The organism is Vibrio campbellii CAIM 519 = NBRC 15631 = ATCC 25920, assembly GCF_002163755.1.
Classification (GTDB): domain Bacteria; phylum Pseudomonadota; class Gammaproteobacteria; order Enterobacterales; family Vibrionaceae; genus Vibrio; species Vibrio campbellii.
In genome coordinates this window covers 797,531-816,093 of sequence record NZ_CP015864.1, presented here as the reverse complement: position 1 = coordinate 816,093, position 18,563 = coordinate 797,531, and the positions used below count along the sequence as shown (strand labels likewise).

14 protein-coding genes are annotated in these 18,563 nt (G+C 44.2%); 10 read left to right on the top strand and 4 right to left on the bottom strand.

Translation table 11 applies throughout. The features are described 5' to 3' along the window. Positions 1-9: 9 nt before the first annotated feature. The 4 genes from A8140_RS19585 (at position 10) to A8140_RS19570 (ending at position 7,238) form a co-directional block, all read left to right on the top strand. On the top strand, positions 10-1,743 hold the full coding sequence (locus A8140_RS19585; RefSeq protein ID WP_005532275.1) for a hypothetical protein: 1,734 nt from the start codon (positions 10-12) through the stop codon (positions 1,741-1,743). Then, a complete protein-coding gene (locus A8140_RS19580; RefSeq protein ID WP_005532274.1) occupies positions 1,743-2,474 on the top strand; it encodes a DUF3726 domain-containing protein in 732 nt (243 codons plus the stop codon). The genes A8140_RS19585 and A8140_RS19580 overlap by 1 nt, the downstream gene beginning before the upstream one ends. An 836-nt stretch (positions 2,475-3,310) precedes the next feature. Then, positions 3,311-5,653: a M4 family metallopeptidase gene (locus A8140_RS19575; RefSeq protein WP_038863062.1), complete on the top strand. Its 2,343-nt coding sequence runs from the start codon at positions 3,311-3,313 to the stop codon at positions 5,651-5,653. 70 nt (positions 5,654-5,723) lie between these two features. Then, positions 5,724-7,238 carry a M28 family metallopeptidase gene (locus tag A8140_RS19570; protein ID WP_005531493.1) on the top strand — a complete coding sequence of 505 codons (1,515 nt, stop codon included), beginning with the start codon at positions 5,724-5,726 and terminating at the stop codon, positions 7,236-7,238. Between the two features lie 88 nt (positions 7,239-7,326). Here A8140_RS19570 and A8140_RS19565 read toward each other — a convergent pair whose 3' ends face one another. Continuing rightward, entirely contained in the window at positions 7,327-7,938 is a 612-nt protein-coding gene (locus tag A8140_RS19565) for a pyridoxamine 5'-phosphate oxidase family protein (RefSeq protein ID WP_005531494.1), read from the bottom strand. Positions 7,939-8,129: 191 nt separating this feature from the next. Beyond that, positions 8,130-10,361, bottom strand: coding sequence for a hypothetical protein (locus A8140_RS19560; RefSeq protein ID WP_005531496.1), 2,232 nt, complete (start codon positions 10,359-10,361; stop codon positions 8,130-8,132). Positions 10,362-10,888: 527 nt separating this feature from the next. Between A8140_RS19560 and artP the strand changes: the two genes are divergently transcribed. From artP to A8140_RS19535, 5 genes are all read left to right on the top strand, one after another. Then, entirely contained in the window at positions 10,889-11,617 is a 729-nt protein-coding gene (gene artP, locus A8140_RS19555) for an arginine ABC transporter ATP-binding protein ArtP (RefSeq protein WP_005531499.1), read from the top strand. 89 nt (positions 11,618-11,706) lie between these two features. Next, positions 11,707-12,450, top strand: coding sequence for an arginine ABC transporter substrate-binding protein (locus tag A8140_RS19550; RefSeq protein ID WP_005531501.1), 744 nt, complete (start codon positions 11,707-11,709; stop codon positions 12,448-12,450). A 1-nt stretch (position 12,451) separates the two neighbouring features. Beyond that, positions 12,452-13,141 carry an arginine ABC transporter permease ArtQ gene (gene artQ / locus A8140_RS19545; RefSeq protein ID WP_005531503.1) on the top strand — a complete coding sequence of 230 codons (690 nt, stop codon included), beginning with the start codon at positions 12,452-12,454 and terminating at the stop codon, positions 13,139-13,141. Next, positions 13,138-13,806 carry an arginine ABC transporter permease ArtM gene (gene artM, locus A8140_RS19540; protein WP_005531505.1) on the top strand — a complete coding sequence of 223 codons (669 nt, stop codon included), beginning with the start codon at positions 13,138-13,140 and terminating at the stop codon, positions 13,804-13,806. The genes artQ and artM overlap by 4 nt, the downstream gene beginning before the upstream one ends. A 139-nt stretch (positions 13,807-13,945) precedes the next feature. Beyond that, positions 13,946-14,518: a dioxygenase family protein gene (locus A8140_RS19535; protein WP_005531507.1), complete on the top strand. Its 573-nt coding sequence runs from the start codon at positions 13,946-13,948 to the stop codon at positions 14,516-14,518. A gap of 9 nt (positions 14,519-14,527) precedes the next feature. Here A8140_RS19535 and A8140_RS19530 read toward each other — a convergent pair whose 3' ends face one another. After that, the gene (locus A8140_RS19530; protein ID WP_005531509.1) at positions 14,528-15,358 is read right to left on the bottom strand and encodes a LysR family transcriptional regulator; all 831 of its coding nucleotides are present in this window, start codon (positions 15,356-15,358) and stop codon (positions 14,528-14,530) included. Positions 15,359-15,476: 118 nt separating this feature from the next. On the opposite strand from A8140_RS19530, the gene A8140_RS19525 reads away from it, so the two are divergent. Next, complete coding sequence (locus tag A8140_RS19525) at positions 15,477-16,124, top strand: glutathione S-transferase family protein (RefSeq protein WP_005531512.1); 648 nt, start codon at positions 15,477-15,479, stop codon at positions 16,122-16,124. Positions 16,125-16,212: 88 nt separating this feature from the next. Here the strand turns inward: A8140_RS19525 and A8140_RS19520 are convergent, their stop codons facing one another. Next, the gene (locus A8140_RS19520; RefSeq protein ID WP_005531515.1) at positions 16,213-18,495 is read right to left on the bottom strand and encodes a glycoside hydrolase; all 2,283 of its coding nucleotides are present in this window, start codon (positions 18,493-18,495) and stop codon (positions 16,213-16,215) included. Positions 18,496-18,563: the final 68 nt, after the last annotated feature.

Genomic DNA, 18,563 nt, shown 5'->3' with positions numbered 1-18,563 from the left:
GTGAGCAAAATGGATGCACATCGTTCTACTTACACTGAAACAACGCTTCGCGACGCTGCTATTGTGATGGCGCCAGATAGGCTAGGGGCTATGCACCAAAACCGAATCAGCTTTGTGAGAAGTTTGATTCGACAGATGGCAAGCCAAGAATGGCAAGTCAGCAAACATGAATGGCAATTGTGCCCACGTGGATTTGGTCACGTTATTTATAAGCTTGAGACGCCGGAGCATGTATATCACTTGGTTGTATTTTGCGATGAGATTGCCGATGAAGAACGTAATGATCGCGTTATCGCCGAGAAATGGGACGTCACCTTTGCACTCGTGAAAGGGGATGTCCATGTTGAGCTCTTAGAACAGCTAAGAGCCAATGTGCCCTTGCAAGAAGCAGGGCGTAACCCTAACAACGTACTTGTTCTTGCTCGTGCGAACAAAAGTGTCCGCGTGTTTGAACATCTCGTTGCTGCATTGGCAAAAGGCGAGCAACCAGATCCTACTGAACTTGCAGAGGTTGGCTACATACTGAGAACGACAGCCGTATACGGAAACGGCAAGTTTGGTATAGCCGATTTTAAGCTGTTAGAGAACAATCCTGATTTCAATCAATCCTTCAGTGCGCAAATGTGTGCGGTGTACATGCTTAGAGAGTTCAGCCTTGATTGGGTGCACTATCTAGCTCAGCAACAAGGTGGAGACAAAGCCATTGCTTTACACAAAGGGCTACAACGTTACCTTGGTGTGGGGAATGCAACAGGATTAGGTATGGCGCCTTATCTTATCAACCACCCTTGCATTGTTGATCAATGGATGACGTCACGTGAGCGTGCTATTGCTCAAGTATTGTCGATGCCTTGTGAGATCCAGCAAGAAGCGCCACTGACAGCGTTGTTGGCAAAAGCGCAGCGTCATTTAGAGCAGGTGATCACCATTAATGAGCATCAAGACCAACTGAACCATAAAGCGATAGAAGACATTCAGGCGCTGCAAATTAACTTGAATGCCTTGATGGCGAAACACGTGAACTGGGCAAGCTTGCTCAAACAAACCACAACAATGAGTTTGGAAGCCCAAGAAATCCTAACTTCATGTTTGATCGAGCTTTACCCGTCTTTGGTTGATGAATTTGAAAACCAAATGAACACCGATGAATCTTTGTCTATTTCAGGTGGAAAAAGCGTTCAAGATGTTTTGCAAATACTAGAGAACAAATACCGTTGGTCGATTGATGCGGACTATTCGTTACTAGAGAACAACTATTGGTTCTGGTATCGCTCCCAAGATAAAGAGGAGCCGAGGTTAGGTGTTCGTGGAGAGGAGATTGGCGAAGAACGTGAGCTGCCGCTGGATATCGGGCGACAAGTAAACCGCCTTTACCATGCTCTACAAACGTGTCAGCCGGACACATCGTTAGCAGAGTTCTTGTTGCAACACCCGCAGTATCGCTCAATCACTCGTCGTGTGTGGACGCTTGGTAATAGGGAGATGGGTGATATCCAAATGAACGTACTTCGTAAGGATGCGCTGCCAATGCACTTGCTGCGCTGTAAGCTAGCGATGTTTGGTGCTACCAAGTTCGACCCGAGGTCTGATCGCTGGGTGCGCGTGACCTTCTTCCAAGGAGCCCCACTTTTGGATGAAATCAACGATCCTGAGTATGCCGATAGTTGGATTTTCCCAACTATGCCTGAGTGTGAAGACATCGCGCGAAGCGACAATCAAAAAATTGATGGGGGTTTTGCATAATGATCGTTTCTCACAATGAGCTGGTGGCTGCGGTAAACAAAGCCTTTTTTGGGATGCGTCGTCACTGTGGTGAAGCGGATGTGATTGCTAACATGGTTGCGGACCTTCAAATGGTTGGTTTACATGGTGTACGCCACTTCAACAACGCCAGTCTGTTCCTTAATCTTGACTCGGACTGCGCAGTCACCATTGCTGGCAACACAGACTCGTCCATTGAAGTGGACTTACACAATGGTAGTGTTGCATGTCATTTACCAGCGGTGCTGGACTTTGCGTTAGAAAAGATGGTGAAGAGTAAGTCTGTCACCGTTACGCTAAAGCAATGCCATAACCGTTGGTTAGCATTTAGTGAGTTAGCTCGATTGTCTGCCAAGGGGATAGCCTGTCGTGCGCAATGGGTGAATGGTACCAGTCCGAAACGCACGTTATATGTGTTAAATCGAGGTCACATTGCACCAGAAGTCTTCTTTTCTGATGTGGTAGAAGGGCACGATACGGATTATCACGACATGATCATAGAACTCTCCACCAACGATTTTAACCTTGATGCGAGTTCGCAAGGCTACGCTATTCATATCGAAGGTGAAGAGCTAAGCCGTGCACAAAAGGCATCATGGGCAGAGGGTATATTTGTGGAGGATGCTGAGTGGGAAACCTTAAAACAGACAGCCACCGTGTTCCTTGTCGAAAATAGTGAGCGTTCTATTCAAGGTGCTGGTGAATTAGCTTGATACCGATCCTTTGACCAAATTACTAAGAGGCTGCCTTTCGGTAGCCTTTTTTATTACCTAAACTTTGAGCCTATTTAAAAATGGAATAAAACTATTAATAACATCAAATATGATTGGTTTTGGTCTATTATAACTTTACTGATTTGTTTTATTTTATACCTCTTAATAAATGAGTTCTTTGACTTTATTTATATTCTGGTTTTTACGTGATCCTCTTCCTGTTTAAAACAACAAATTTAAAATGTTAAATGTCATTTACTTATTCAAATTATTTGATTTTAAATGCTTATTATTTTCGATAATCTCATAAATAACCTTGTATTATTTGGGTTTTATGACAGTTTATATCAAGTCGTGGTATGGATTTTCTAGTTAAGTTTAAAGGGCACTTACGACGAAAACGATTGCGGTAAGTAGTCGGGTTTTAATCGGGATGGCATTCATTCTGATCTTTTATCTAATGCGTGGTTTTAGATATTTTTTATTTGAAAATACAAAGTTTAATATGCTAAATTCCATCGCTTAGATAATAATGGTATTAAAATCCGACTTTCTATTTCCTCAAGGCTTAATAAATTTTTTGTTCATAATGAAATTTAAGAAAACAATATTTTTAAATAAAAATATCTAATGATAAAAATGTATTTCTTGAGTTTTGTAAATGAGATCTCTTTCCATAAAAATTGTCAATTGTAACATTTTTGTAACTTTCATATTTGCCAGTTTCATTCATTTCTAGAATTGAAGTATCACAACTATTTTATCGGGTTTAAATATCGATATTGATATGTTTTTTTCTGATAGGTTTGAATTGAATACATCAAGGAGATAGATAAATGAGAATAAAAAAACGTCTGATAGCAGTCGCTGTTGCAGGTGTAATGACTATGTCAGTACATGCAGGTGAATCAGTCACACTTACCAAGCCAGTTAACTTCACCAACTTCTCTGGCCTTAACTCACAACTGGGTGTTAACAATGCTTCTAGCTTTAAACAGGTGAAAAGTATCCACCTTAAAAAACGTGGCGTTTATAAAGTTAAGATTCAGCAGAACGTTTGGGGTGTTCCTGTTTGGGGGCATTCTCTGAATGCGACGCAAAGCTTTAAGGGTGGTGCATTAAAAACGGTACAAGGAAGCTACCTTCGTGTGAATGACTTGGATCGTAGCTTTGTTAAGCCGAAGTTGAACCGTGCAGATGCATTAAAAGTCGCGTCTAAAAACCTTCAGGATAAAGGCTTCGCAGTTAAGTTCCTGCGAAACGTTGAAGATGAGTTATTCATCTATCAAGACGGCAAGAAGACCCGTTTGGTCTACGTCGTTTCTTATCTGTTAGCGAACAGCATTCAACCATCTCGTCCGTTTACTATGTTAGATGCTCACAGTGGCGAAGTCATCGATCGTTGGGAAGGGATTGCACACGCGCAAATCGGTACAGGCCCTGGTGGTAATGAAAAAACGGGTATGTACGAGTACGGTACAGACTACCACTTCTTGGACGTACAAGAGGATGGCACTAACTGTGTGATGGAGTCGGAGAACGTTGTCACGGTTAACCTAAATGGTGGTACTGAAGGTTCTACTCCATACAGTTACGAATGTCCGCGCAATGAGTTCCAAGAAATCAACGGTGCTTACTCGCCACTGAACGACGCCCACTATTTTGGCAACATCGTATTCGACATGTATAAAAACTGGTTCGATACGGCACCGCTTACCTTTAAGCTGATGATGCGCGTTCACTACGGCAATGGATACGAAAACGCGTTCTGGGATGGTCAGGCAATGACATTCGGTGATGGTGAGAGTTACTTTTACCCACTGGTTAGCCTTGATGTGTCAGCACACGAAGTCAGCCATGGCTTTACCGAGCAAAACTCAGGCCTGGTTTACGCTAATCAGTCTGGTGGCATGAACGAGGCCTTCTCGGATATCGCAGGTGAAGCGGCAGAATACTACATGAAGGGCGAAAATGACTGGATGGTCGGTAAAGACATCTTTAAAGAAGATGGCGCCCTGCGTTACATGGATGAACCTTCGCGTGATGGTTCTTCTATCAACCATGCTCAAGATTACTACGATGGATTGAATGTGCACTACAGCTCGGGCGTCTTCAACAAAGCTTTCTACCACCTTGCGACAACGGATGGCTGGGATACCAAGAAAGCGTTTGAACTGTTCGTACTTGCTAACCAGATCTACTGGTCACAAGACAGTAATTTCTGGGAAGGAGCATGTGGTGTTAAAAGTGCCGCAACTGACCTAGGTTACGACGCATCTGCGGTTGTTAATGCCTTTGGCATTGTGGGTGTAGAGCCTTGTGCGGAGCCACCATTGCCGCCAGAGCCAGAATACCAACGTCTAGAAAATGGCACTGCGGTTACAATTAGTGGTGGTACAGGCTCGAAAACTTACTTTGATATTGAAGTGCCAGAAGGAAAATCACAGCTTACGATTAACCTTGCTGTGCCAAATGGTGACCCAGATATTTATGTTGGCTTGGATTACGCACCTTCTCCAACCGAAAACATTTGCTCTAGCCTGTCGGTTTCTGACGAAGTTTGTGTGATCGAAAACCCAGAGCAGGGACGCTATACCATTAACGTTTTCGGTTACGCTGGGTATGATGATGCTGAGCTATCGGCGACTTACGATGATAGCAGCGCGAACATGCCACCAGTAGCCTCGTTTGACCAATCAGTATCGGGTAAAACGGTTCAACTTCGAAGCACAAGTAGTGATAGTGACGGCAACATTGTCTCTTACCAATGGAGCCTAGGTGATGGTAATTCGCAAACTGGTGAAACGGTATCACACACTTACGCTGCGGCAGGTGACTACTCAGTAACGTTAACAGTAACGGATGATGCAGGTAGTGCAACTTCGACGACACAAACAGTGACGATCGAAGAAGGCCAAACGGATGCGTTCCCGCTGAAACTGAACTTTGGTAACAAGTTCCCGAATGGTAAAGCTCGTGTCAAACTTTCTTGGAAATACAGCACTGACGATTACTTCATCGTGAAGCGTGATGGTAAAAACGTAGGTGCAACGGACTTCCAGTCTTACGTTGACCAGTTTGAGCACAACGGTACGATCGACGTGGAATACCAAGTGTGTACCTCTGGAAATGTGTGTTCTGAAACGAAGCGTTACCGATTCCTAAAACCAAATAAATAATAACGCAATATAAAGGGCTCCCAACGGAGCCCTAATTCGTCATGTACGGCTAGAAAAGGAAAAACAACAAATGAAAAAGAGCTTATTAGCGATGGCATTACTGAGCGGCACTGTTGCTGCGAGTGAACCCACGTTGCAAGAAGAGGTGTGGATCACAACAGATGCGGATGCTCAGCACTTAGCTATTCAACACGGCGCAGTGGTGTATTCTGACTTTTTTGGTGCGCGCCCAGCGATCGTTGCTAAGATTCCTCGAGATAAGTTAGCGACGTTATCCAGTCACATGCATCATGACAAACATCGCTGTGGTGGCTATATGGTGCACCCAGATAAAGCCAGTGCAATGAAAGCGGCAGCGATGCCGACGACAATAAAAACATTTAATAAGCCCACGATAAGTCATCATGAAACGGTCGAAACGCTCATCAATCAGGTAGAGCCAACCAACTTGGTGAAAACGATTGAAGACATGACATCTTTTACTAACCGTTTTTATACGACACCGACGGGTATTGAAGCCTCGAACTGGTTGTTAGAGCGCTGGACAAAAGAAATCGAGGGTGTGAATTATGCATCTGCGGTGCAAATTCCTCATGCCGAGTTCCCTCAAAAATCAGTTGAAGTCACCTTGTTAGGAGCGAAGTACCCAGAAGAAATTATTGTCGTGGGTGGCCATTTGGACTCTACGGCAGGAGCGTGGACTGAAGAGCACACCATCTCTCCGGGTGCGGACGATGATGCATCGGGTATTGCTACCGTAACGGAGGCGCTTCGACTGATGATCGCCAGTGGAGTCCAGCCTGATCGTACGATTAAGTTTTATGGCTATGCGGCGGAAGAGGTCGGCTTAAGAGGATCTCAAGGCGTGGTATCTATGTTGAGTAGCCGAGGAGCCAACGTTCTTTCAGCCTTGCAGCTGGATATGACTAACTACAATGGCTCTGCTCATGACATTACGTTCATTACAGACTATACGGACAGCAACTTAACGGCCTTTCTGGCGGAGTTGATTGACGAGTATGCGCCTGAAATCACCTACGGATTTGACCGTTGTGGCTACGCATGTTCTGACCACGCATCTTGGCACAATGCTGGCTACCCAGCCGCAATGCCTTTCGAGAGTATGTTTGAAGATTACAACCCGAACATTCATACCCAATTTGATACTTTAGAAAACGCGGATCCAACGGCAACTCATGCTAGCAATTTCGCTAAACTCGCAGTGGCTTATTTGGTGGAGTCGAGCATGGATAGCGTATCGGGTGTGACGCCATTAAAAGATGGTGAACCCGTTGACAATTTGCAGGCAGGGTATGGCGAAGAGCAATTCTTTACCTTTGAAACACAAGAAGCAGGGCAGGTGACGATCACCATGTCAGGCCCGAGAAGTGGTGATGCTGACTTGTTCGTTAAGTATAACGATTCTATATCCGTAACGAGTTTCGACTGTCGCCCATTCCAAAATGGTAGTAATGAGCAGTGTGTTCTCAACAAACCAGCGGGTATATTCAACATCATGATTCGCGGTTACCGTAATTTTGACCAAACGAGTGTTGTTGCGAGTTTTGAAAAGACTGCAAAGTGATGGTTAAAAGAGGTCTAGGCTCATTAGTTTAGGCCAATATTAAAACGCCGCATCAAGCCATGATGCGGCATTTTTAAACAAGCGCTCGTTAAAGTGTTGACTTGTAATATTCGACTATCTCTTCTTGAGTGGCCGCCACTAAGTCGGGGTTGTTCTGCTGTGCTTTCATTATTTGAGCAAGAGAAGGGAGGATTTTTCTATCGACGCGGTACGTATCGTTCCAAAGCTTTGCACGCATGACGGCTTTAGCACAATGGAAGTATAAGCTTTCTACTTGAATTTTGATTACGATTTTAGGCGCTTTGTTCCCATCAGGGCACATTGACTTTAACGTTTCATCTGTGTGTAAACTGGCAACGCCTTTTAGTCTCACGACCTCATCAATCCCGTTCACCATAAATAAAAGTCCGACCTTTGGATTTGCAAGAATGTTTTTAAAGCTGTCCAGTCGATTATTACCAGAGCTGTCGGGCATTAGCAGGGTTTTATTGTCCAAAATTTTAATAAACCCTGGTTGTCCACCACGGGGGGATATATCAGTAAAACCTTGTTCATCGTTGGTTGTAAAGAGGACAAAATGACTTTGATTGATTAATGTCTGGGCATATTCATCTAGCTCGAACATCACTTTGTTTTTTGCTCGTTGGCTTGGCTGACCATACAGGGCTTCTAGTGCTTCCAATGACGTTATTTCACTCACTTGAGCGTCTCCATTTTTATTTTATAAATTGTCGCCGCTATAATGCCTTGTCGAAACGGCATAAGCAACCGAGTTGGTATTTGGTGCTGTTGAAGTCCCATTGTTTGTTCAAAGTACAAAGTTGTACTTAAATGAATCTGGGACACTATAGAAATAAGGTGTGAGTGACAAATTTCAATTGATGCTGCAATTCAATAAAGTAAGAACACTCCCTCATAACCGCCAATTTCAATGTGCGAAACGTAGCCACCAATATTGCCGTCTTTGTCTACGGGTCTCATTGGCTTGTCAAGCGTAATGGTGATTTTAGGCGCGGAGAAATAGTTTGCGTTTTTACCAAAGAAGTCGGTGCGATATAGCACACGCCCGTTGGTAAACTCACGTGCTAACACCATTTCTGATGGACCTTGAGCGACGATATCTGTGCTCGAACGATAAGCAAAGTATATATAAGTGGGATAAAGGTAAGTAATATCTCCAGGTAAGCCTACATGCTCAACTTTATTCATTGTGGAATCGCCAATGATTGTATAATCGGACTTTGGCGGTGTGCTGGTGGACAACATAAGCGGCATCGCTTCAGCCCCTTCAGGCACTAGATTGGCGGGCTCTCCCAAATCAACGGCTAGTAAGGAACTTGGTTGATACGCAATATTCTTTGGTACGCCAGCCTTCCAGAAGTTATCACCTGTGGTGTTATTACTTCCGTATAGGTAACCATTATTCCACTGATTAAAATAGCTGCGATCAGGGTGATGATTTAAGTAAAACGCCGCCAGTGCAGAGTATTGGTCTTGCTTCCAGTTATCTTCAGTGTTGCCAAAGTATTGAACACGACCATAACGCGTGGTTGCTTGATAAATCACTTTCTGACCCGCTTTGGCGAGTGCAGAGTTATCCCAAAACTTAGCTAAGCCAGCATAGCCACTAAAGCCAGTAGAAGGGAAAAGGTAATGCTCGCGTAAATATAGAGAACCAGCTTCAACTAAGTGGTTTTGTCCATTTTGGCCGAATAAGTTTGCCGTGCCGATGTTGAGGCCAATTAACGCATCCGCATCCAGCGTCGCCAGTTTGTTTAAAAATGCCGAGAATTGCGCTTTGTAAGTATCTTCAGCAGCTTGGCTACCCGCGACTAAACCAAGTTCATCCACGTTACCACCGGAATAAACGTAGAACTGATTTGCTCCGAGTAACTTATTCGTATCGTCGTTGTACGCACCGTTTAATCCTTGCTTCGCCCATTCAGCTTGGTAATAGTGGTGCATTGCGTTGGCAAAGTCGGGGTTGCCTAGATTGGTTAATGCCCACGAAGAAGATTGGTTCCACATACGACCAAATGGGATTACGCGTGATTCCCAACGAAATCGTGCCGTTGCATTTTTATTCGGACGGTTTCTGTATTCATTCCAAGAAAGATAATTGTCTTGGTTCAGATCCGCAGAATTGTCGAAACCACGAATTTTACGCCAGCGTTGAATATTTTGACCTTCAGGTGTTGCCGTTGGTGCGTCGGTCAACTTAACGGTTTGGAAGCTGTCTTTGAGTTTCACTTCTTCTATGCGAGGGCGATTCTCGCAGTTTTCGTCATGCCACGTAATTCTTGCTACATAGAGTCGTCCACCATCGCGCAAAAAAGTAGAACCAAAATACTGACCGCCGCCATAGGTCTCTCCGCTGCCATCGTGCGTTGTGGCTCGAGCCCAATCCGAAGGAACTGACCAGTTTATCGTTTGGTTTTTGGTCATATTCAGCGTTTTATCTCTCTTAATATCAAACGGCTTCCATTCCGATACCTGACCAGATGAGTCAATGGCAGAAGGGTATTCAATCGTGAAGCGGCCACCTTGAGCAAACTGAGAGAACTTAAAGGTTAAGCGGTCGAACTTCTCTGAGTGATAAACATAGAGGGCACCACCATTATTCGTCTGACCAAACACGTCAGCGTCCCATGGTGGTTGTTGATATAACCAAAAGCCTGCATGGTCAGCACTAGCCGTATAACCGACAATCATTGGTTTTCGATTGAGTAAGGTATTTTCACCATGGCTAGAGTCTACCTCTGCGATGATGGTGTCTTCCGAAAAATGAAGAAAAAAATCTTCATAATCGATGTTATTTATTTCTGCTTGGTTACGTATATCGTTTTCGAGCCAACCCGAGTTAAGTTCCAGCTTTTGGTTGTACATATAACCAATCGCATTCACGCGTTCGTTATCGCTTTTATTTTCATATGCGCCAAAAACGACATCGGCATTATCTAGTTCCCACTCAATCGCTGCCGCTGCAGAAACCGGTGCATCTTGTAGATCAACACCTTGTTCATGCAGCCCCGGTAAAACGATTGCTTTGGTTGACCATGTCACATGTGTAAACAACAGGCTCAAAGAACCCAGCGCAAGCAGCGCAGAGCGATATGGCTTCATTATTGAGTTGTCCCAATCAAAAACTTCGATTAATTAGATAGCGAGTCTAATTAGAAAAAGTATTGGTGATCGATCAGACCAATTCAAGAAAGTACAACAGTTGCTTTATTGTGATTAATTTTTTACGTAGTGAAAATGCTCAGAAACTTAGCTTTACAAGGTGAGTACTGTTTGTGTTCATTTTGAAACTTGCATTATCAAGAATTACTTACGCGAGATTTTTCTCAGAATGGGAGAGAAAAATGCTTATACAACCAGTTCCTGTGTTTCTGAATGAAACTCTCAATCCATCGTGCTGTAGAACATTGCCTCAAGCCTCCAATGGAATTCTAAGCTAGCGAAATTGCGGGCTTTTTTGATCAACAAATACCGTTAAAACCTCACTCATTACACCAGTCATATACTCTGCTTGGGTGGTTGTTTCTTATACAAAAAATTAACAATCTAGATTTTTATACATTTTTATTGCATAAAATTTCTTTCTTGCTAGTATAAGCCCCAGGTGACAATTAATGCAGTATGGCAGCATGAGTATTCAAGTTAAAAGTATCAGTAAGTCTTACGGCGATACCCAAGTTCTACACGATGTCAGTTTTAATTGTGAAAGCGGTGAAACGCTGGTGTTACTCGGTCCAAGTGGTGCAGGGAAGAGCTCTCTACTACGTGTTCTTAACCTTCTTGAAGGAGCGGATAACGGCCAGTTAAACATCGCTGATGACGCATTCGACTTTTCAACTGAAATCAAAGAGAAGCAAGGTTTAGCGCTTCGTCGTAAAGTGGGCATGGTGTTCCAACAGTACAACCTATGGCCACACATGACAGTGATGGAGAACCTGATTGAGGCTCCGGTAAAAGTCTCTGGCATGGATAAAGAAGAAGCGAAGAAGCAGGCAATGCAAATTCTCGCGACGCTGCATTTGGCAGACAAAGCGGATGCATGGCCGATGCAACTTTCTGGCGGTCAGCAACAACGTGTGGCGATTGCCCGAGCCCTGATGATGAAACCAGAAGTCTTGCTTTTTGATGAGCCTACCGCGGCGCTTGACCCTGAAATCACGAACCAAGTGGTCAAGATCATTAATGATTTAAGCGAAACCGGAATTACACAAGTCGTTGTGACCCACGAGGTGGATTTCGCCAAGAAAATCGCTAGCCATGTTCTATACCTAGAACAAGGACACATCGTAGAACACGGCACGCACGACGCATTTGTTAATCCGCAAACCACTCAGTTTGCCGATTACCTAAATCACTAAATTACGTTTTTTAAAGTTCAGTCTATTTAACAGATAAGCTCGGCTGTCATTGCGAGTGTCAGCCCACTAAGTACACACGGAGTATTGCAATGAAAAAGATTTTACTAGCTTCACTAATCGGCCTTTCTTCTGCAACCATGGCAGCGAACGCAGCAGCACAAGAAGAGATCAAATTCGCGATGGAAGCGACTTACGCACCGTTCGAATACATGGATGAAAACAACCAAATTCAAGGTTTTGATGTGGATCTGGCGAACGCACTATGTAAAGAGATGGAAGTAAAATGTACCTTCCACAACCAATCTTTTGACAGCCTGATCCCTGCATTAAAATTCAAGCGTTACGATGCGGCTATCTCTGCAATGGATATTACTGACGCGCGTTTGGAGCAAGTGAACTTTTCTGACCCTTACTACGACAACTCAGCAGCGTTTGTTTCTATCAAAGAAAAAGTGGCTGACCAAAAAGCACTAGAAGGTAAGCGTGTTGGTGTTCAAAACGGTTCAACACACCAAAGCTACCTGATTGAGCAAATGCCAGGCGTAACAGCGGTTCCTTACTCAAGCTACCAAGACGCATTCATCGATATGAAGAATGGCCGTATTGATTCTGTATTCGGTGACACAGCAGTTGTAGTGGAATGGTTCAAGAAAGAAGACAACCTAGCGTACGTTGGTGAGCACGTTACTAACCCTAAATACTTCGGTAACGGTTTCGGTATCGCAGTAAACAAAGTTAACGACGAGCTAGTGAACAAGCTGAACACGGCACTGAAAACAGTGAAAGCGAACGGCGAATACGACGTAATCTACAACAAGTACTTCGGTAAGTAATATGGCACTAACGGGTTACTCTTTATCGCTTGTTCAAGCTAGTTGGATGACTGTCCAGCTAGCATTCACGAGCCTTTTAGTCGGTTTGATTCTGGCAGTGGTATTCGCCAGTGGTGAAATGTCTCGCCGCGTTTTCGTTAAATGGCCAATGACGGCGTTTGTGACGATTGTGCGTGGCTTGCCAGAAATCCTTGTCGTGTTGTTCATCTATTTTGGTTCGACGCAGGTTCTGTTTTTAATCACCGGCGACTTTATTGAAGTTAGCCCGTTCTTGTCTGGCGTGGTGGCGTTGTCATTGATCTTCGCTTCTTATGCTTCTCAAACTCTACGTGGCGCATTGAAAGCCGTTGGAAGAGGGCAAAGAGAAGCAGCAAGTGCACTCGGCATCAGTCCAGCACACGCTTTTGTTCGCATTGTTTTGCCACAAGCAGTAAGACACGCACTACCAGGTTTAACTAACCAATGGTTGGTTTTGCTGAAAGACACCGCACTCGTATCGCTGATTGGCGTAACGGATTTGTTGAAACAAGCGCAGCTAACATCTGCAGCGACGCATGAAGCATTTACATGGTACGCAACTGCTGCGGCGATTTACTTAGGCATTACTTTGATTACGCAACGTGCTGTAAAACTGATTGATAAGAAGTTCTCAATTCAAGGCATGAGCATGGGACAGGAGGCTACCGCATGAACGAACAACACGTTTGGCAAATGTTGGATGGCTTAGGCACTAGCCTCCAGTTAACCGCCGCTTCCTTGGTCGTGGGCTGTCTCTTAGCTCTGATGATGACGCTGACTCTGATCCTACGTACACCGGGTTTGCATTGGGTAAGCCGTGGCATCATCACCTTGTTCACTGGTACGCCTCTGTTGGTACAGATCTTTTTGGTGTACTACGGTCCGGGTCAGTTTGATGTTGTAAGAGAAAGTGTATTTTGGACATGGTTAAGCCAACCTTGGTTCTGTGCGATGTTAGCGCTAGCCCTGAATACCGCGGCATACAGTACTCAGTTGTTCAAAGGGGCGTTTAACGCGATTCCTTCCGGTCAATGGCAAGCGTGTCGTGCATTAGGAATGAACAAAACCGCAACACTAAAAGTGCTGCTGCCATACGCCATTCGTCGTGCTGTTCCGGCTTACTCGAACGAAGTGATTTTGGTCTTCAAAGGTACGTCATTAACGAGCACAATTACGATCATGGATCTGATGGGTTACGCGCAGCGCATTAACGCACAAACTTACGATACGTTGACGGTATTTGGTATTGCAGGCGCATTTTATTTAACGGTAAATGGTGTGCTAACTCTCATTTTCCGTCAGGTAGAGAAGAAAGCATTGGCGTTCGAAGCCGCATAAATCTTCAATCAAACACTCATCATTTAGTTCCACAGTGCCTCTGCAAATGACTCTCTAGCAGGGGTATTTTTTATATTCGTCATGGCAAATCGCTCAAGTTCCACCAAACTTAACTCAAAACTTTTCGATTGGTGACATTATGGAACGACGACACTTTTTAGCGCTGTGGACATTGTTGTTCGCACCCTCTTTAAAAGCGAAAACACCAATGCGGCCAACTCCAGCACAAACAGAAGGGCCATTTTATCCAGTGGTGGACATTCCTCTTCGTCAAAACTTGATTCTGCAATCGGAGGGCTTGCTTGGTGAACCTATTGTGCTGCAAGGCAAAGTCGTAGATATAACAGGAAACCCAGTTTCAGGCATCAAGGTAGAAATCTGGCAATGTGATGGGCAGGGGATTTACGATCACCCTAAGCAGCCAAATAACGATAAGTTTGATGCTCACTTTGCTGGCTTTGGCGCTGCAGAAACTCAATCGGATGGTCGCTACTTATTCCAGACTTTGTATCCCGTGCCTTATGCCTCTCGTCCGCCGCACATTCACGTCAAGTTGTGGCGTGATAACCAAGAGCTGCTGACCACTCAGTTGTACTTAAAAGGCAATACTGGTGATGAATGGTGGGGCGGCAAAGCCCGTGATTCTCTACAGTTTGAAACTATACGAATCGACGGGCGATTAACGGGCGAATTTAACTTTGTGATTGGCTAGCGAATCTATTTAAGCCATTAACTCAACCAATTGCGCTAAGCATTCTTTATCCAGTATTGGATGAGGCTCAACACCCGTTACCAGCACAATATCCACGGAAGGCAGCGATGGCATATCGTTTAAGATCTCGAGATCATCGCTAACGCTAATACTGCCCAGAGCACCGATAGCCATACCTGAACGTACAATTGCTCGTTGTGCAGAGGCCGTATTGCAACACGCTAGTAGTTGATAAGGAATACCACGTTTGGTTAATCCATCGACGGCCGCAGCATGGTATTTGCAGTCGGTTTGGAATAGGGCGAGAGGGAGAGGTTGGGCGCGCTCGATGTCAAAATCAGGATGAGCAATCCACACGCCTTTGTCGCTTGCTAGCCAGTAACCTTCTTCACTGTCCGGTGCTCTTGTCACAATAGCGGCGTCTAGCTTTCCTTCATCGAGTTTTTCTCTCAAGGTGATGCTTGGCTCACTGAAGACTTGAATCGAACACGTGGGTTCAGATTGTTGTAATACACGAATGACTTTAGGCAGGATATTGTCGTTATAGTCTTCTGGGCAACCTAAGCGAAGAGGGCGCTTATTTTCATAGCGCTTCACCTGTTTCAGCGCTTGATTGTGTAAGCTGACTAGTTGCTCTGCATGAGAGCGTAGTGCCAATCCCGCTTCACTCAGTACGAGGTTGCGACCCTCTTTCTCAAACAAGCTGACACTGAGTTCGTCTTCCAACTTACGCATTTGTGCACTAAACGCTGATTGGGTGCGATTGATCTGTTTGGCTGCACGAGTGAAACTTCCCGTTTCTACAAAGGCAAGAAAGCTACGCAACGCATCGATATCCATATCTAAAACTCATCCATCGTTTTTGTTGAAGTGTTCCATCAAAACTATCCGTTAGTCCCCTTAAATACAATCAGATATTGTGAATGGGTACTCAAAACACGAACCGCATGGGGGCGTCATGAAACTGTTTATTGCTAACCAAAACTACTCGAGCTGGTCACTGCGCGCATGGCTGATCTTTTCTCAATTCAAATTGGATGTGGAAGTCACCCAGCTCAAGTTATTCACGGAAGATTTTTACAAAACCTTGGAAGGTATTACACCAACCGCGAAAGTACCTACATTGGTGGATGGTTACGCAACCGTGTGGGATTCATTAGCGATTTTGGAGTACGTTAACGAGCAGTACTTGCAAGGTAGAGCATGGCCAAGCAACTCCATAGAACGAGCTAAAGCACGTGCCATTGCGTCAGAAATGCATTCGGGTTTCTTTGATTTAAGAAACAAGCTCCCAATGAATATCCGCGCTCGCAGAAAAGTCGATTTAACGGATGGTGTGTGTAAGGATATTGCACGCATTGACGCTATTTGGGCAGAGCAAGCCAAGCTGTATCCGAACGGCTGGTTATTTGGAGAATGGTCGATAGCTGATGCTATGTATGCACCTGTGGCACTGCGTTTCCAAACTTATGGCATCAAGTTATCGGAAAGTGCCAAAGCTTACCAACAGAAGGTGCTAGCAAGTGAATCTTTAAAGCAGTGGTTGGAAGAGGCGAGCCAAGAAACGGATATCGTAGAAGGAGATGAAATAGGGGTAGAGGTTTAAAGTCACCCCTCTCCAGTGGTTGCTTAGTTTACGTCTAAGTAACCACTGGAGAGAAAGTGTCAGTAGAAATTAGATTGTTCCCTTTAGATTATTGCGCCTGACTGCACCAATTTATCTTTTGCCCATTACTTAGGTGCGCATAAATGCAACCTGCTTGTACGGCGATATTATTGTTGTCATAAGGAGAAGATGAGAAGTTAGCAATGATTTGGCTGCCATTCTCAAAGGTTGTCTGCTGGACCTTACCCTCAGAATCTAACCAAGAAAAATCCACTAACGCTTGGTTCCACAACTGTTGATGAATAGGAGCGAAGCCATCCTGATAGTGCTTTAGCGCTTGTATTCGTTTGCTTTGACCTGTCAGAGCTTCATCTCGAGTGAGATGTACCATCGCTGGAGTGTTGTACAACATCCCAGTTAGATCGCGTTCCATTTTTACATTGCTGAATTTTAGACTGTCAGTATGCCAATGATGAGAGTTAATCACTTCATCATGAAATACCGTTTGATAAAGGGGAACACGATATTGAGGTGCAAAGAGTAGTGAACGATAGGGCTCTTTTACTTTTGCAGATTTAAAGAAATACTCTGGTTTTTGGTCTGGGTACCAACGACCGAGGTAATACTCAGATTGGCGATGTTTCGTCATGTCGGCGTCAATCCAACCAAAGCCAACCGTTTCTAAGCCGTGAGCAAATGCAATGCCTTTAGTGGTTAACCCGTTGCCGTCCTCAGAGCCCAAAACAAGGTTGCTTTGTTTTGCCAACCAACCTAATCTTTGATTAAACGCGTCTAGCATGTCACTTTCGCCACTGTTGTCGCGGTAATCCTCTCTTGCCATTGCGGTCGCATCGACATCCAAGAAAAGACTATTAAAGTGACCATATTTAACAATATCTAACATCCGACGCTTTACATAGTCCAATTGACAGTTCGGGTTGAGATAATATCCATTCCCTCGAAAGCCAGATTTCTTTTTTCCGCTAGCGAGTTCAATTGCGCACCCTAGGCGCATTTCTTCAGGTAAGTTTGCCGTTAACCAACCGTCGTTACTGCCTTTGTGAATCGCAGTGTTATAAGAATCGTATACGCCAACTAAATAGCCTTGTTGTTTCGCGGTATCTATAAGTTGTGGGTTATAGAAGCTTGGCATCCAATTATCAAAACCAAGCCAAAGATGAGCTAATCCCGCTTTGTGAAAGTTATCGAGCATGTCAGATGAAAGCGCTTGTCCCCAAGTATTTGTGCCATTCAAATAGTTACCAGCATGCATCGCTAAGTAGGTCTTAATAGATTGAGCCGAGCGGTACTGGTCTTGGATAGTATTGTTGTCTAAGGTTGGATAAGAGACAGGGAACTTTGTCGTTAATGAGCCAATAATTGAATCGAGCAGCAGTTGCTTGTGATACTGGCTAAACCATTTTTGCTGTTTTTTTAGTGCGTCTAGCTCTTGTTTTGCGGAGCTTGGCACTGTCAAATTGGATTGTGTCAAATACCAACTCTTCAGACCCCACCAGTCTTTTACATCACTAATGCTAAGCGGACCTTTACCAAACAAATACACGTGGCTTGCTCCAACCAGTTTCTTTACATTGGCATTGCGTTTTGCTTTTGCACTGAGAGGATCTCTGAATCCTTTATGTTGGCGCCATAGACGATATGCTTTTGCTCCGCTCAACTGCGTGTCATCAATCGATACTTGCAACTTAAAGCGTTCATCTTTATTAAGTTGCGTAAATTGATGGCTCGCAGACATGTTAATTCGTCCATTGACTCGTTTGAAGTTGAGTAGGTTATTGATTGGCGTTGTAATGAGATAGTTGATGTACTTGCCGTTTTGTTCGACTGTCCAAAATGGCATTTTGAGATCTTGTGTCGTGTTTGAACCCGAATAGTTATCTTCGAGGAACGCAGCCCATTGCGCGTTAGAGATAGGAATTCGCATTCCCTCGCTAAGGGGTAATAGAAGCGTTTGGCTTCGATTTTCATTGAGATCAAACCAATTCAGAGACATTGGTTTTTGGCGAGAAACGGTCGTGTTTGATCCAGAGTCAAAGGAAAGATCGAGCGTAGAGTCTGATAATCTTGCTGTGACTTCTATTTGGCTAGGAATAAGCTTCCAAGAAACAAGATTCTTTGCCATTTTAAGAATCTCATAACTTTGTTGCTTCTGTTTGTCGACGGTTAATGAGGCTTCGTTTATGGATAATGTATTCCAACGAATTTCCAGTGTTTGCGGTGCAATATAGATTTGGTTGTTTTGATCGTGAAGGTGTATAGGTCGGGCAAAACTTGGTCTGATTGCGATAAGACTAATACTACTAAGAAAAAGAAAAAGAAAAAGAAACAGTAAAACTTTTTTGGGTGACATAATTAAACTCCAATTAACGATAATGTCATTTAATCGAAGTGCGATATTGCGCGTGTCACCTATATGTC

What these genes read in the sequence shown, in the direction of transcription:
- A8140_RS19585 (WP_005532275.1), top strand. Translation starts at nt 10, where the DNA reads ATGGATGCACATCGTTCTACTTACACTGAAACAACGCTTCGCGACGCT.
- A8140_RS19580 (WP_005532274.1), top strand. Translation starts at nt 1,743, where the DNA reads ATGATCGTTTCTCACAATGAGCTGGTGGCTGCGGTAAACAAAGCCTTT.
- A8140_RS19575 (WP_038863062.1), top strand. Translation starts at nt 3,311, where the DNA reads ATGAGAATAAAAAAACGTCTGATAGCAGTCGCTGTTGCAGGTGTAATG.
- A8140_RS19570 (WP_005531493.1), top strand. Translation starts at nt 5,724, where the DNA reads ATGAAAAAGAGCTTATTAGCGATGGCATTACTGAGCGGCACTGTTGCT.
- A8140_RS19560 (WP_005531496.1), bottom strand. Translation starts at nt 10,361, where the DNA reads ATGAAGCCATATCGCTCTGCGCTGCTTGCGCTGGGTTCTTTGAGCCTG.
- artP (WP_005531499.1), top strand. Translation starts at nt 10,889, where the DNA reads ATGAGTATTCAAGTTAAAAGTATCAGTAAGTCTTACGGCGATACCCAA.
- A8140_RS19550 (WP_005531501.1), top strand. Translation starts at nt 11,707, where the DNA reads ATGAAAAAGATTTTACTAGCTTCACTAATCGGCCTTTCTTCTGCAACC.
- artQ (WP_005531503.1), top strand. Translation starts at nt 12,452, where the DNA reads ATGGCACTAACGGGTTACTCTTTATCGCTTGTTCAAGCTAGTTGGATG.
- artM (WP_005531505.1), top strand. Translation starts at nt 13,138, where the DNA reads ATGAACGAACAACACGTTTGGCAAATGTTGGATGGCTTAGGCACTAGC.
- A8140_RS19535 (WP_005531507.1), top strand. Translation starts at nt 13,946, where the DNA reads ATGGAACGACGACACTTTTTAGCGCTGTGGACATTGTTGTTCGCACCC.
- A8140_RS19530 (WP_005531509.1), bottom strand. Translation starts at nt 15,358, where the DNA reads ATGGATATCGATGCGTTGCGTAGCTTTCTTGCCTTTGTAGAAACGGGA.
- A8140_RS19525 (WP_005531512.1), top strand. Translation starts at nt 15,477, where the DNA reads ATGAAACTGTTTATTGCTAACCAAAACTACTCGAGCTGGTCACTGCGC.
- A8140_RS19520 (WP_005531515.1), bottom strand. Translation starts at nt 18,495, where the DNA reads ATGTCACCCAAAAAAGTTTTACTGTTTCTTTTTCTTTTTCTTTTTCTT.